At 69.1% G+C, this 14,329-nt stretch carries 10 protein-coding genes and 1 pseudogene; 8 read left to right on the forward strand and 3 right to left on the reverse strand.

The genetic code is table 11. From position 1 onward, the window contains the following. Positions 1–148 precede the first annotated feature (148 nt). The 3 genes from WS91_RS31825 to fusA all read left to right on the forward strand — a co-directional run bounded on the left by WS91_RS31825 (position 149) and on the right by fusA (position 3,444). On the forward strand, positions 149–364 hold the full coding sequence (locus WS91_RS31825; protein ID WP_081463944.1) for a hypothetical protein: 216 nt from the start codon (positions 149–151) through the stop codon (positions 362–364). 194 nt (positions 365–558) lie between these two features. After that, positions 559–1,068 carry a DUF192 domain-containing protein gene (locus tag WS91_RS02470; protein WP_038745294.1) on the forward strand — a complete coding sequence of 170 codons (510 nt, stop codon included), beginning with the start codon at positions 559–561 and terminating at the stop codon, positions 1,066–1,068. Between the two features lie 261 nt (positions 1,069–1,329). After that, entirely contained in the window at positions 1,330–3,444 is a 2,115-nt protein-coding gene (gene fusA / locus WS91_RS02475; protein WP_059581496.1) for an elongation factor G, read from the forward strand. 686 nt (positions 3,445–4,130) lie between these two features. Here the strand turns inward: fusA and WS91_RS37115 are convergent. Next, positions 4,131–4,364: a hypothetical protein gene (locus WS91_RS37115; RefSeq protein ID WP_060822074.1), complete on the reverse strand. Its 234-nt coding sequence runs from the start codon at positions 4,362–4,364 to the stop codon at positions 4,131–4,133. Between the two features lie 294 nt (positions 4,365–4,658). Here WS91_RS37115 and WS91_RS31835 point away from each other — a divergent pair, with 294 nt between their 5' ends. Beyond that, positions 4,659–6,521 (forward strand): hypothetical protein, encoded by a 1,863-nt coding sequence (locus WS91_RS31835; protein ID WP_082758064.1) that lies wholly within the window; start codon positions 4,659–4,661, stop codon positions 6,519–6,521. A gap of 605 nt (positions 6,522–7,126) precedes the next feature. On the opposite strand, the gene WS91_RS02495 is transcribed toward WS91_RS31835, so the two are convergent. Further along, the gene (locus tag WS91_RS02495) at positions 7,127–7,972 is read right to left on the reverse strand and encodes an aldo/keto reductase (protein ID WP_059669674.1); all 846 of its coding nucleotides are present in this window, start codon (positions 7,970–7,972) and stop codon (positions 7,127–7,129) included. 167 nt (positions 7,973–8,139) lie between these two features. On the opposite strand from WS91_RS02495, the gene WS91_RS02500 reads away from it, so the two are divergent. Beyond that, on the forward strand, positions 8,140–8,886 hold the full coding sequence (locus WS91_RS02500; protein WP_038752055.1) for a GntR family transcriptional regulator: 747 nt from the start codon (positions 8,140–8,142) through the stop codon (positions 8,884–8,886). A 21-nt stretch (positions 8,887–8,907) separates the two neighbouring features. Here the strand turns inward: WS91_RS02500 and WS91_RS02505 are convergent, their stop codons facing one another. Beyond that, positions 8,908–10,305: a CoA transferase gene (locus tag WS91_RS02505; protein ID WP_059669690.1), complete on the reverse strand. Its 1,398-nt coding sequence runs from the start codon at positions 10,303–10,305 to the stop codon at positions 8,908–8,910. A gap of 161 nt (positions 10,306–10,466) precedes the next feature. On the opposite strand from WS91_RS02505, the pseudogene WS91_RS31840 reads away from it, so the two are divergent. The 3 genes and pseudogenes from WS91_RS31840 to WS91_RS02520 all read left to right on the forward strand — a co-directional run. Then, positions 10,467–10,949, forward strand: a pseudogene (locus tag WS91_RS31840) (MerR family DNA-binding transcriptional regulator); the annotation flags it as partial. A 120-nt stretch (positions 10,950–11,069) separates the two neighbouring features. After that, positions 11,070–12,509: a multidrug transporter subunit MdtD gene (gene mdtD, locus WS91_RS02515; protein WP_038752059.1), complete on the forward strand. Its 1,440-nt coding sequence runs from the start codon at positions 11,070–11,072 to the stop codon at positions 12,507–12,509. A 480-nt stretch (positions 12,510–12,989) separates the two neighbouring features. Next, positions 12,990–14,264, forward strand: coding sequence for an EAL domain-containing protein (locus WS91_RS02520; RefSeq protein WP_059581473.1), 1,275 nt, complete (start codon positions 12,990–12,992; stop codon positions 14,262–14,264). Positions 14,265–14,329 lie beyond the last annotated feature (65 nt).

A 14,329-nucleotide genomic window follows, 5' to 3' on the forward strand; every position in this document is an offset into this window, starting at 1 on the left:
CTCGAGCGACACCTGCGCGAACCGGCCGCCTGCAGCGCGAAGAGATTTTTCTCGATGCGTCTGTCAACCGAAAGGTGGATGGCACGTTAGACGACATGACTCCTATGCCGGGTCATTTGGTTAATTAACTAAAGCTGAGGAACACAACATGAACAAACTGATCGCCGCTCTGGTCGCTGGTCTCTTCGCAACGGCTGCTTTCGCGCAAGCTTCGGCTCCGGCCGCTGCTTCGGCTCCGGCTGAGAAGGCTGAAGCTGCTTCGGCTCCGGCTAAGAAGGCCCACAAGAAGCACGCACACAAGAAGCACGCGAAGAAGGCGAAGGAAGCCAGCGCTGCTGAAGCCCCGGCTGCTGCTTCGAACTAAGTAAGCAAGTTGTAAGACGCAGTCAAGAACAAGTCGTTGCCGTTCTTACGGCGTTGCAAGGCAGATCCCCGCGAGGCGATCTGCCTTTTTCTTTTTGTCTCCGTTCCCCCGCCTCGCACCGTGCACGCGATCTGCGCGCGACGCCGCGCTTCGCGTACCATGCGGGTCTCGAATTCCCGATAGGAGCCCAAGCCGTGCGATTTTCCCCGCGCTCTTCGCTCGCCCGATTCGTGCGAGCCGCCGCCTTCCCGATCGCGCTCGCGCTCGCCGCGGGCGGCATGCACGCCGCGGCCGCGCAGACCGCGCAGTTGCCGCCCGGCGCGAAGCAGCCGAGCGAATTCCCGCGCGTGAAGCTGCGCGCCGGCATGTACGTGATCGACGCGGCCGTGGCGGCGAACGACGCCGATCGCGAGCAGGGCCTCATGTACCGCTCGCAGCTCGCGCCGAACGAAGGGATGCTGTTCGTGTTCAACGAGAACGCCGTGCATTGCTTCTGGATGAAGAACACGCTGATCCCGCTGTCGATCGCGTTCATCCGCGCGGACGGCACGATCACCGACATCGACGAGATGAAGGCCGAGACGACCGACAACCATTGCCCGCGCAACAACGGCGTCTACGCGCTGGAGATGAGCCGCGGCTGGTTCGCCGCGAAGGGCATCAAGCAGGGGATGAAGATCGACGGGCTGCCGCAGCCGCAGTGACGCCCGACGCGGGCGACGCGCGCCGCCCGCCTCCGCCCGTGCCACGACAGAAAGCCGGCCGCGCGCCGGCTTTTTCGCGCGCGCCGTTTTCGTGCACGGACGAGGCGCTCGAGCGTTCGCCGACGCGCGGGACTTGATTGCCGATGCATCGCCCGCATCTGCAAAAGCCCCGAGCAAGCGCTATGCTTTAAGTCTCGCAAGAGCGACGGCGCCGGCCGCACCGGCCGGGCCGTTTCCGTCCAGAACCATCAGGAGGTTCACGTGCCCCGCAAAACCCCCATCGAGCGCTATCGCAACATCGGTATCAGCGCTCACATCGACGCCGGCAAAACCACGACGACCGAGCGCATCCTCTTCTATACCGGCGTGAGCCACAAGATCGGCGAGGTTCACGACGGGGCGGCCACGATGGACTGGATGGAGCAGGAGCAGGAGCGCGGCATCACGATCACGTCCGCGGCGACGACGGCGTTCTGGAAAGGCATGGCCGGCAATTATCCCGAGCATCGGATCAACATCATCGACACGCCGGGCCACGTCGACTTCACGATCGAAGTCGAGCGCTCGATGCGCGTGCTCGACGGCGCGTGCATGGTCTACGACTCGGTGGGCGGCGTGCAGCCGCAGTCCGAAACCGTCTGGCGCCAGGCGAACAAGTACAAGGTGCCGCGCATCGCGTTCGTCAACAAGATGGACCGCGTCGGCGCGGACTTCTTCCGCGTGCAGCGGCAGATCGGCGAGCGCCTGAAAGGCGTCGCCGTGCCGATCCAGATTCCGATCGGCGCGGAAGAGCATTTCCAGGGCGTCGTCGATCTCGTGAAGATGAAGGCGATCGTCTGGGACGACGAAAGCCAGGGCGTCAAGTTCACGTACGAGGACATCCCGGCGAACCTCGTCGAGCTCGCGCACGAATGGCGCGAGAAGATGGTCGAGGCCGCGGCCGAGGCCAGCGAGGAACTGCTCGAGAAATACCTGACCGACCACAATTCGCTGACCGAGGAAGAAATCAAGGCCGCGCTGCGCCAGCGCACGATCGCCAACGAGATCGTGCCGATGCTCTGCGGCAGCGCGTTCAAGAACAAGGGCGTGCAGGCGATGCTCGACGCGGTGATCGACTATCTGCCGTCGCCCGCCGACGTGCCCGCGATCCTCGGCCACGATCTCGACGACCACGAAGCGGAGCGTCATCCGAGCGACGACGAGCCGTTCTCCGCGCTCGCGTTCAAGATCATGACTGATCCGTTCGTCGGCCAGTTGATCTTCTTTCGCGTGTACTCGGGCGTCGTCGAATCGGGCGACACGGTGCTGAACCCGACGAAGGACAAGAAGGAACGGCTCGGCCGAATCCTGCAGATGCACGCGAACGAGCGCAAGGAAATCAAGGAAGTGCGCGCGGGCGACATCGCGGCGGCGGTCGGCCTGAAGGAAGCGACGACCGGCGACACGCTGTGCGATCCGGGCAAGCCGATCATCCTCGAGAAGATGGAGTTCCCCGAGCCGGTGATCTCGCAGGCGGTCGAGCCGAAGACCAAGGCCGACCAGGAAAAGATGGGCCTCGCGCTCAATCGCCTCGCGCAGGAAGACCCGTCGTTCCGCGTGCAGACCGACGAGGAATCCGGCCAGACGATCATCTCCGGGATGGGCGAGCTGCATCTCGAAATCATCGTCGACCGGATGAAGCGCGAGTTCGGCGTGGAAGCCACGGTCGGCAAGCCGCAGGTCGCGTATCGCGAGACGGTGCGCACCGTCGCCGAGGATGTCGAGGGCAAGTTCGTCAAGCAGTCGGGCGGCCGCGGCCAGTACGGTCACGCGGTGATCAAGCTCGAGCCGAACCCCGGCAAGGGCTATGAATTCCTCGACGAGATCAAGGGCGGCGTGATTCCGCGCGAGTTCATTCCGGCGGTCAACAAGGGCATCGAGGAGACGCTGAAGAGCGGCGTGCTCGCGGGCTATCCGGTCGTCGACGTGAAGGTGCACCTGACGTTCGGCTCGTACCACGACGTCGACTCGAACGAAAACGCGTTCCGCATGGCCGGCTCGATGGCGTTCAAGGAAGCGATGCGCCGCGCGAAGCCGGTGCTGCTCGAGCCGATGATGGCCGTCGAGGTGGAGACGCCCGAGGACTTCATGGGCAACGTGATGGGCGACCTGTCGAGCCGGCGCGGCATCGTGCAGGGCATGGAGGACATCGCGGGCGGCGGCGGCAAGCTCGTGCGCGCCGAGGTGCCGCTCGCCGAGATGTTCGGCTACTCGACGTCGCTGCGCTCCGCCACGCAGGGCCGCGCGACCTACACGATGGAGTTCAAGCACTACGCGGAGACGCCGGCGAACGTGTCGGAAGCGGTCATCAACGCGAAGCAGGTCCGCCGCGGCTGAGCGGCCGGCATGCGAGGCCGTGCGGCGGCGGCATCGCGCCGCGCGGCCCATGAAACGAAAGCCCGTCCGGAAACGGACGGGCTTTTTTTTCGGCACGCGCCGCCCGGGCATCGACGAGGCCACGGCGGAGCGTTCACGCCGCCCGCCTCGCGACGAGGCGTCGTCTCCCCGCCACGCTCGGCGCGGCGCTGACCGCGGTCGCGCTGCGTGACCGCTTCGACACCTTTCAACACGTTTTGCGATATAGGCGGCGCAAGCGCACCGCGCACGATATCCGTAACGTTCCCGCTCGGGCTGGCAGGCCTGAACCGCGCGATCCCGCAGAATCGCGCGGCGGCATAACCCCGCCGCGCGCCGGACGCTGCGGACTCGGCCGGCACGCATGCGCATCCGCGGGCTTCTTCGCCCGCTTCTTCGCGCGCTTGGCGTGCCCGCGGCTCCGGTTCGTTTCGACTAGCCGGAACAGGTATCCGGCCGCCGTGCCGGCCGGCTCGGTTTCAATTCTGTAACCAAACCCGCCTCCTTGCGATCGACGCCACACCGGCGAGCCAGGACCTGCCGCTCTTCCGGATTCCGCCGTTTCCCGCGCGGTTCATGGCCCCAATGACGCCGATCGGCTCGACGGACGACGTGCCGATGAGCCGCGCGCGCGGCCGGGAGACGGGCGATCCGCAGCGCGAGCATCTTCACGACGCGAGCACAATGGCCGTGCCCTCGACGCGCGCATGCGCGATCGGCGGCATCCAGGCGGCCTCCCTGCTCGCCCACACGCTCTCGCCGCCGGGCGCGGAGCGCAACCCGCTCGACGCGATCGGCGAGAGGGTCGGCGCGATCGGATGTGGGATCGCCGCGCTGTTCCTGGCCTGCCGGATCGCATCGATCCTGCGCCGCCGCTCGCGGCGCGCGGCCGACGCGTCCACGCGCGGACCTTCCTCCCGACGTTTCATTTCGGAAACAAAACCGCTTCTCCGATGTTTCAGCGCCGCGTTCGCGAAGCGCCCACGCCTTGCTCGATGGGCGTGAGCGGCCGATGGCACGGTTATCGCAGTGAGGGGCGCGCACGGCGGGCCCGCGTGCCGATCGACGCGGCCGGCTGGTCTCGCACCAGTCCGGACGAGATCGGCCACTGAAACGACAACGCATCTTCCGGCCCCCGGGCAACACACGCATAAAACCGCGCGGCAACACGGACCGCGCGCTTCGGGAGACCCATGATGCACAAGACGAAACAGCCGTACCGCGCGGCGGGCCGATGCTATCGCGCGACCTTGCTGGCGGCGGCCGCATTCGCGTACTGCTGCGGCTCGTATGCGCTCGCGCAAGAAATCATGCCCGCGGGGCCGAGCGCCGCGCAGTCACGCGACGACGCGCCGCTTTCCGCACCGTTGCCGGTTGCGCAAAACGCGACGCAGGCCGGCGCGCCGGATGTGTCCGCCAATGCGGACGTCGCGATGCCGCCCGCGGAACTGGCGTCGCCCTGTTCCGCCGATCCGGCAGCGTGCGAATCCGTGCTTCATCTCGCCAACGACGCGGGGGGCAACGGCGAGCACGGAGTCGGAACCGGCGGCAGCCCGGGCAATGGCCGTGGAAGCGGCGGCAATGGAAACAACGGGGATGGCGCCGTCGGGCCGGCGGGCATCGGGGGCGGCACGACGACAGGTTCGACCTCCGGCGGCACGACCGGCACGGGCCGCGGCAGCGGTAACTCCGCGGGCAACGCATCGGGCAACGCATCGGGCATCGGCAACGCCGGCGGCGGACATTCGGGTGGTGGTACGTCGGGTGGTGGTGCTGCGGGTGGCGGCACTTCGGGTGGAGACACTTCGAACGGCGGTGCTTCGGGCGGCGGCACTTCGGGCGGAGGCACTTCGGGTGGAGGCACGTCGGGCAGCGGCACCTCGAACGGCGGTGCTTCGGGTAGCGGCACTTCGGGTGGCGGCGCTTCGGGTGGAGGCACTTCAAGCGGCGGCACGTCGGGCAGCGGCACCTCGAACGGCGGTGCTTCGGGCGGCGGCACTTCGGGTAGCGGCACTTCGAGTGGCGGTACTTCGGGTGGCGGCACTTCAAGCGGCGGCACGTCGGGCAGCGGCACCTCGAGCGGCGGCACTTCGAGTGGCGGTACTTCGGGTGGAGGCACTTCGAGCGGCGGCACGTCGAGCAGTGGCCATGGTGGACACAGCGGCGGTAGCGGCGGCGACAGCGGTGGGGGTCACGGCAACGGCGGCGGAAATAGCGGTGGCAGTCAAGGTAGCGGCGGCAATGGCGGTGCCGGTAACGGTGGTGCCAACGGCGGCGGCAACGGAGGCAATGGCGGTGGCGGTGGCGGTGGCAACGGTGGTGGTCACGGTAACGGCGGAAGCAACGGCAATGGCAGTGGTGGTGCCGCCAATGGTGGCAATGGTGGCAATGGCGGCACCGGTAACGGTGGCAGCAATGCCGGTGGTAACGGCAACGGCGGCAGCAACGGCAATGGCGGCACCGGTAACGGTGGCGGCAATGGCGGCAGCAACGGCGGCCATGGCAACGGTGGCAGCAGTGCCGGTGGTAACGGCAACGGCGGCAGCAACGGCAATGGCGGCCCCGGTAACGGTGGCGGCAATGGCGGCAGCAACGGCGGCCACGGCAACGGTGGCAGCAGTGCCGGTGGTAACGGCAACGGCGGCAGCAACGGCAATGGCGGCACCGGTAACGGTGGCGGCAATGGCGGCAGCAACGGCGGCCACGGCAACGGCGGCAGCAACGGCAATGGCGGCACCGGTAACGGTGGCGGCAATGGCGGCCACGGCAACGGTGGCAGCAATGCCGGTGGTAACGGCAACGGCGGCAGCAACGGCAACGGCGGCACCGGCGGCACCGGCAACGGTGGCGGTCATGGCAACGGTGGCAGCAACGGCAATGGCAACGGCAGTGGTGGCGCCGGCAATGGTGGTGCCAACGGCGTTGGCAACGGCAATGGCAGCAGCAACGGCGGCCATGGCAACGGCGGCAGCAGTGCCGGCGGCAGCGGCAACGGCGGCAGCAGCGGCGGCCATGGCAATGGCGGCGGCGGCAACGGCGGCCACGGGAACGGCCACTGACCTGCGGCGGCGCTCAGGTCAAAGCGCCGCGAGCGCGCGTGCCGTGCAGCGGACGAAGGTGCGCGCCGAGCCGCGCGCCATTCGTCATCGCACGATACGGTATCGAGCGCGGCGCGGTTCTCGCGCGCGCTCGATCACTGCCGCCGTCGTGGCCGCGAACGCGCCAGGCTGGACGGGCACCATATGAGCGCGCGGCGCACCCACGCAATCTCGTCCAGCAACGAACGCTTCGGCAGGCGCGGCGCGCGTGGTCGATCGGACGATACGGCATCGATAACATCCGACGCACCACGAGCCGCGGCGACAGGTCGATTTCCGATCCGCGCGCGCGCAATGTTGTAGAGAATCTGTTGGGTCGCGCCTGCCGCACCCCATGCGTCGTCGACGAGTTCTCGATGTCTGCCGCGTCGAAACAGCTCATGCCCCGGCGGCGAACATGGCGCTGTGCGGCCCATGAGACGAAAACCCGTCCAACAACGGACGAGCTTTCCGTTACCCGCCCGCGGGCGGGCGATCCGATCGGTCAGGCGCGCCGCGCGGCCCACGCACTGCGCGAGCCGCCGCCCGCCCGCATCGATCGCGTCTGCGCGACGTGCGCTGCGCGGCTACAGCATTTCGAGCGGCCGCTTGCCGCGCGGCGGCTTGAAGTGCGCGTCGAGCCGCGCGAGCTCCTCTTCGTCGAGCGCGAGGTCGAGCGCCGCGCGATTGTCGCGCACATGCTCGACGCTGCCTGCCTTCGGAATCGCCAGAACGTTCGGTTGCCTAAGCACCCACGCGAGCGCGACGCGCATCGGCGATACGCCACGCCCGCGCGCGATGTCGTCGAGCGCGGTGCGCTTCGGAAGGCGCATGTGATCGATCGGGCTGTACGCCATCGCCGGCATCTCGCGGTGCGCGAGCCACGGCAGCAGATCGAACTCGGGGCCTCGGCGCGCGAGGTTGTAGAGGATCTGATTCGTCGCGCAGACGCCGCCGCCCGCCTCGGCGGCGAGCGCTTCCATGTCGTCGACGTCGAAATTGCTGACGCCCCAGTGGCGGATCTTGCCCGCGTCGCGCAACGCCTCGAAGCCCGCGATCGTCTCGGCGAGCGGAATCGCGCCGCGCCAGTGCAGCAGATACAGATCGACGCGATCCGTGCGCAGGCGCTTCAGGCTCGCGTCGCACGCGGCGACAACGCCCGCGCGGCTCGCGTGATGCGGCAGGACCTTGCTCACGATGAACAGCGCATCGCGCGCGCCGGCGAGTGCTTCGCCGACGAACGTCTCGGTCGCGCCGTCGCCGTACATTTCCGCGGTGTCGATGAGCGTCATCCCGAGCTCGACGCCTTCGCGCAGCGCGGCGATTTCGGCCGCGCGCGTCGCGGGCCGCTCGCCCATTTCCCAGGTGCCCTGCCCGAGCTTCGGTATGCGTTCTCCTCCGGGCAACGCGACGGTGTCGAGCATGCTGGCCATATCGTTCCTCGTCACAGGTTCGGATGCGGTGCGCGTCGCGCGCGGCCCGCGAGTGATTCGTCAGTGTAGCGACTCGCGCGGCCTCGGACGGCGTTCGGCGCAAAAACCGGGTATAACCGCGGCACGCGATGTCTTAGAATGGCCGCACTGTTTTCTACGTCCACTCCATGAAGCCATCGACGGAAGACCGCTGGTCCGACCTGCGCCCCGACCCCGACAACGACACGCCGCTCTACCTGCAACTCGCCCGCAAGCTGGGCGACGCGATTCACGACAACCGCTGGGCCGCGGGCGAAGCGCTGCCGTCGGAGCGATTGCTCGCGGAGTCGCTCGGCGTGTCGCGGATCACCGCGCGCAAGGCGATCGCGCTCCTCGTCGAGCAAGGGCTGATCCGGCGCACGCAAGGCGCGGGCAACTTCATCCAGCCGCGCTACGAAGATCCGCTGTCGCGGCTGTCGAGCTTCAGCGAGATGCTCAAGCGCCGCGGCTTCACGCCGAGCTCGACGTGGCTTTCGCGCGAGATCCAGCCCGCGAACCGCGACGAGGTGATCCAGCTCGGGCTGTCGCCCGCCGCGTCGGTCACGCGCCTGAAGCGCCTGCGGCTCGCGGACGGCATCGTGATGGCGGTCGAGAACTCGACGTTTCCCGCAACGATCGTCCCCGACCCGCAGGCGATCGGCGATTCGCTGTACAGCTATCTCGAACAGCGCGGCACGCCGATCGTGCGCGCGCTGCAGCACTTTCGCGCGGTCAACGCGACCGACGAGATCGCGCGGCAGATGGGCATCGCGCCGCACGACGCGCTCCTTCTCATCACGCGGATCGGCTTCACGCACGATCAGCGCGCAATCGAGCTCACCGACACTTACTGTCGAAACGATTATTACGATTTCGTCGTCGAGCTGCGCAAGTAGGCCGCGCGCCGCAAGCACGCGTCACGGCAGCCAGCGCGGCGCGTCGCTGCCGGGCGGCACGGGCCCGCGCGAAAAGCGCGGCGGCGTCGCCGACAGCGTCTCCGCGTGCCGCACCCCGCACACCGCGCCGAACGGCGACGCGAGCGCGTCGTCGAGGCAGTCCTGAACGTCGTCGAGCGTCGTGTCGCGCATGCGCTCGCCGCCCTCGACGATGCCGAACGATTGCAGCCATCGCCCCGTCTGCGCGAGCGACACGCGCACGTGCCAGCTGCCGCCCTCGCGCGCGCGACGCGCGAGCGCCGTCATCGCGCCGAACGCGGCGAGATAGCCGGTCGCGTGATCGAGCGCCTGACACGGCAATGGCCTCGGCACGCGCCCGCCCGCCGCTTGCCGCTCGACCCACGCGATGCCGCTCGCCGACTGCACGAGACTGTCGAAGCCGCGACGCGACGCCCACGGGCCGCCGTAGCCGTATGCGCACACCGATACGCAGACGATGCCCGGATGCCGCCTCGCGAGATCGCGCGCGCCGAAGCCGCGCGCATCGAGCGCGCCGGGCCGGTACGACTGCACGAACACGTCCGCTTGCGACGCGAGCGCATCGAGCGTCGCGCAGCCCGCCGCGTCGCGCAGATCCACGAACGCCGCGCGCTTGCCGCGACCGTTGTCGATCGCGAACGCGGGAATGTTCGGCAGATGCGGGCCGGTGACAACGAGCGTCTGCGCGCCGTGCGCGGCGAGCGTGCGCCCCGCGACCGGCCCCGCGATGATTCGCGTCAGATCGAGCGCGCGCACGCCGGAAAGCGGCTGCCCGGCCGCGCCCGCGCCGATCGGCCGCGGCGGCGCGTCGCCCGTGCGTTCGATCTCGAAGAGCGGCTCACACGCGAGCGCCCGCGCCTGCTCGTGCGCGCGCCATTCTTCGGGAGACCGTATCAGCGCCGCGCACCACCCTGCGTCGGCGAGCGCGGCATCGAGCGCGTCGCCGTCCCAACCGCGAATCGCGGCCGCGACCTGCGCGCGTTCGCCGCCGCAGCCGAGCACGTCGAGCACGCCTTGCAGGTGATGCGGGAAATTCGCGTGCAGTTGAATCCAGCGCGCGTCGCGCGTCTCGTAGAAACCGGTGACGGGATGCCTCGGCTCGGGCGGCGCGCGGCCGTCGACGCGCAGATACCGTTCGCTGCGAAACGCCGCGAGCGCATGCCGCACCGACACGCGAACCCGCTGTGCGCGCCCCGTTCGCAAGCGATCGCATTCGGCGGCGGCAAGCCCCGCCGCCGCGATCGACGCCGCCGCGAGCGCGCCGATTCGATGCGCCGACGGCAGGCACGGATCGTCGCCGTCGAGATCCACGCGTTCGAGCGCGGCCGGATCGCCGTCCGCGAGATGCCACAGATGCGTCAATGCGCGCCGGGGATTCATCGCAGCGGCCTCGTCGTGGTGTGCATGCAAACGAGTCTAGAATTGCGTGCACGCGCATTCAATCCCGAATGCGCGCATCCATGCGCGGCGCGCGGCCGCCACGCGAGCGCTGGCGCGCGCCGCGCCCGAACGTGCGCTCTTCGACACGAAGAACTGCCGGCATGCCCCGCTTGAGCGCGATCGAAGCCGCGCGACTGCTCGGCGTCAGCGTGACGACCCTCTACGCATATATGTGAGCCGCGGCCTGCTGCGCTCGCGCGCCGACGGCGCGAGCAAGCGCCGCTATTACGGCGCGAACGAGGTTCGCCTGCTCGCGCGCCGCCGCGCGGACGCTAAGCGCGCGGGCAACGTCGCCGAGCGCACGCTCGACTGGGGCGTGCCCGTTCTCGAATCGCGGATCACGCAGATCGCGGACGGCGCGCTCAACTATCGCGGCCGCGATGCGATCGCGCTCGCGACGACGGCGACGCTCGAGGAGGCCGCCGCGCTGCTGTGGGACTGCCCGCTCGCGCGCGTGCAGGCGGCGCCCTTCGCCGCGCCGTCGTTCGACGCGGCGCGCTGGCACGGCGCGATCGATCCATGGCGCGATCGCCCGCCGCTCGAGCGCGCGCTCGCGCTGCTGCCCTTCGCCGCGCCCGCGGCCGTCTTCGTGCAAGGCCGCGGGCGCGGCGATCTCGCGCACCGCCCCCGTTACTGCACGCATCGCCGGCTTTCCCTACAATGTCGGCTGCCCGCCCCGAACGCGCCCGCCGCGCCTCGCTTTCATGTTCCAAGCCCCGCCCGCCGTCTCCCCGAGCGAAAAATCGCTGACCGTGATGCTGTGGCTCGTCGCCACCGGCTTCTTCATGCAGACCCTCGACGCGACGATCGTCAACACCGCGCTGCCGTCGATGGCGGCGAGCCTCGGCGAATCGCCGCTGCGGATGCAGTCGGTCGTGATCGCGTACTCGCTGACGATGGCCGTGATGATCCCGGTATCCGGCTGGCTCGCCGATACGCTCGGCACGCGCCGCGTGTTCTTCAGCGCGATCCTGATCTTCACGCTCGGCTCGCTCCTGTGCGCGAACGCGCGCACGCTGCCGCTCCTCGTCGCGTTCCGCGTGATCCAGGGCATCGGCGGCGCGATGCTGCTGCCCGTCGGACGGCTCGCCGTGCTGCGCACGTTTCCCGCCGAGCGCTATTTGCCCGCACTGTCGTTCGTCGCGATTCCGGGCCTGATCGGCCCGCTGATCGGGCCGACGCTCGGCGGCTGGCTCGTGAAGATCGCATCGTGGCACTGGATCTTCCTCATCAACGTGCCGGTCGGCATCGCGGGCTGCATCGCGACGTTCTACTCGATGCCCGACGCGCGCAATCCGGCCGCGGGCCGCTTCGACCTGAAAGGCTATCTGCTGCTGACGATCGGGATGATCGCGATCTCGATGTCGCTCGACGGCCTCGCCGACCTCGGCATGCAGCACGCGATGGTGCTCGTGCTGCTGATCCTGAGCCTCGCGTGCTTCGTCGCGTATGGCCTCTACGCGGTGCGCGCGCCGCAGCCGATCTTCTCGCTCGAGCTCTTCAAGATCCACACGTTCAGCGTCGGCCTGCTCGGCAACCTGTTCGCGCGCATCGGCAGCGGCGCGATGCCGTATCTGATTCCGCTGCTGCTGCAGGTGAGCCTCGGCTACGGCGCGTTCGAAGCGGGCCTGATGATGCTGCCCGTCGCGGCCGCGGGGATGTTCTCGAAGCGGATCATCACGGTGCTCATCACGCGGCACGGCTATCGCAAAGTGCTGCTCGCGAACACGATCATGGTCGGGCTGATGATGGCGAGCTTCGCGCTGATGAGCGACGCGATGCCGGCCTGGCTCAAGATCGCGCAGCTCGCCCTGTTCGGCGGCTTCAACTCGATGCAGTTCACCGCGATGAACACGCTCACGCTGAAGGATCTCGGCACGGGCGGCGCGAGCAGCGGCAACAGCCTGTTCTCGCTCGTGCAGATGCTGTCGATGAGTCTCGGCGTGACGGTCGCGGGCGCGCTCCTCGCGACATTCACCGGCATGATGCGAAGCGTCACGCCGACGCACTCGCTGCCCGCGTTTCACGCAACGTTCATCTGCGTCGGCATCATCACCGCCGCGTCCGCGTGGATCTTCGCGCAACTGTCCCCCGACGTGCGCGGCGCCGCTCGGCGCAAGACCGACCCGTCCGAGCGCGCGTGACGCGAACGCGGCCGCCGCCGCGACCGACGAACGTGCAACCGGCATGGCGGAGGCGGCGCACGGCGCACGAGCGGCGGGGAGCCCGGCGCGCGGGCGTTTGCGCGCGCGACGGCCGCGAAAGGTGCGCGGCCGCTTCGGCGCGCCGCTTCGCACGCCACGCATGCGCGCCGCGAACGCGTTCGCGTCCGAGCGTCCGAACCTCTGAGCGAACAAGCCGTTACGCATCCGAGCGTCCGATTGTCGCAGCGCAACCCGCCGCGACGCGCGTCGCCGCCCGTCCACCGGCCCATCGCGACGCCGCCGCGAATCGCCCCAGGGGCCGCGCGCCCGGCTTTCGCGCCATCGCGAAGCGCCGCGCACCACACGGGTGCACGCCCCCCGCTCGGCGCGCGATGCTGCGGCACGCCGGAGCGCCTTTTTGCGCACAGTTCTTGCTCGCCTATTCTGTAGGTAAACTGACGGTTCTCAAGCAGCCGAATCATGAGCATGATCGACATCGATCCCCCCAGCTTCCAGTCGCCGCGCCCGATCGCGGGCGACGACGGCAACCGGCGCACCGTGCTGTACGGCGACTACACCGTATTCAGCGTGTTCCAGCCGGTGTTCTCGGTGTCGCATCGCCGCGCGATCGGCTACCACGCGTCGCTGCGCGCGCACGACGCGCACGGCAACCAGGTGCCGTCGCACGAGGTGTTCACGCAGGCCGCGCGCCGCGGCGATCTGCTCGAACTCGGCCGCCTCGCCGAATCGCTGCATCTCGGCAATTTCCACACGTTCGACAGCCACGACGAATGGCTCTTCCTGAGCCTGCATCCGGCCGCGCTGATGGACACCGTCTACGGCGACGCGCTCCTCGCGAACCTGAAGGCGCTCGGCCTGCCTGCGCAGCGCGTCGTGCTCGAAGTGCCCGAGCAGGCGGGCGGCGAGACGCCGCGCTTCGCGGCGATCGTCGACGGGCTGCGCAAGGCGGGCTTTCTGATCGCGCTCGGCGGCTTCGGCGCGAAGCATTCGAACATCGACCGCGTCTGGCACCTGCATCCGGACATCGTCACGCTCGATCGTGGCATCCTCGCGCAGGCGAGCGAGCATTCGCACCTCGAGCGCGTGCTGCCCGGCCTCGTGTCGCTGCTGCACGAATCGGGGCAGCTCGTGCTGATGGGCGGGATCACGACCGAGCGCGAGGCGCTCATCGCGCTCGAATGCGACGTCGATTTCGTGCAAGGGCAGTACTTCGCCGGGCCGAGCGTCGAGCCGGTGCAGCCGCAGGTCGCGGCGTCGATCATGGATACGCTGTCGGCCGCGCTGCGGCTGCGCGTCGCCGAGCGTTCGCGCGCGCAGGACGCGCGCCTCGCGCCGTACGTCGCCGCGCTGCTGCAGGCGAGCGCGCTGTTGCGCGAAGGCCGCGACCTGACCGAAGCGTCGAAGGAACTGCTCGAACTGCCGGAGGCCGCGCGCTGCTTCCTGCTCGACGCGTCGGGCCGGCAGATCGGCGACAACGTGCTGCCGCACGTGCACGCGTCGCAACGCGCAAAGCGCTTCAGCCCGCTGCTGCATTCGGAAGGCGCGAGCTGGGAACGGCGGCCGTACTTCATCGAGGCGATGCGCGTGCCGGGGCGCGTGCACTTCACGCCGCCCTATCTGTCGATCAACGAAGCGCACCTGTGCGTGACGGCGTCGATCGCGACGCCCGCCGCGCAAGGCATGCAGGTGCTGTGCGTCGACGTCAATTGGGAAGCGGCCGCGCACCGCGACTAGACCGGGACGGGCGCTCGCCCGCCGCCGCTTCGCTCCTGGCCGCGCGTCGCTGCGCCGTTCGCGCG

The sequence above is a fragment of the Burkholderia sp. MSMB1498 genome, assembly GCF_001526245.1.
Taxonomy (GTDB): Bacteria; Pseudomonadota; Gammaproteobacteria; order Burkholderiales; family Burkholderiaceae; genus Burkholderia; species Burkholderia savannae.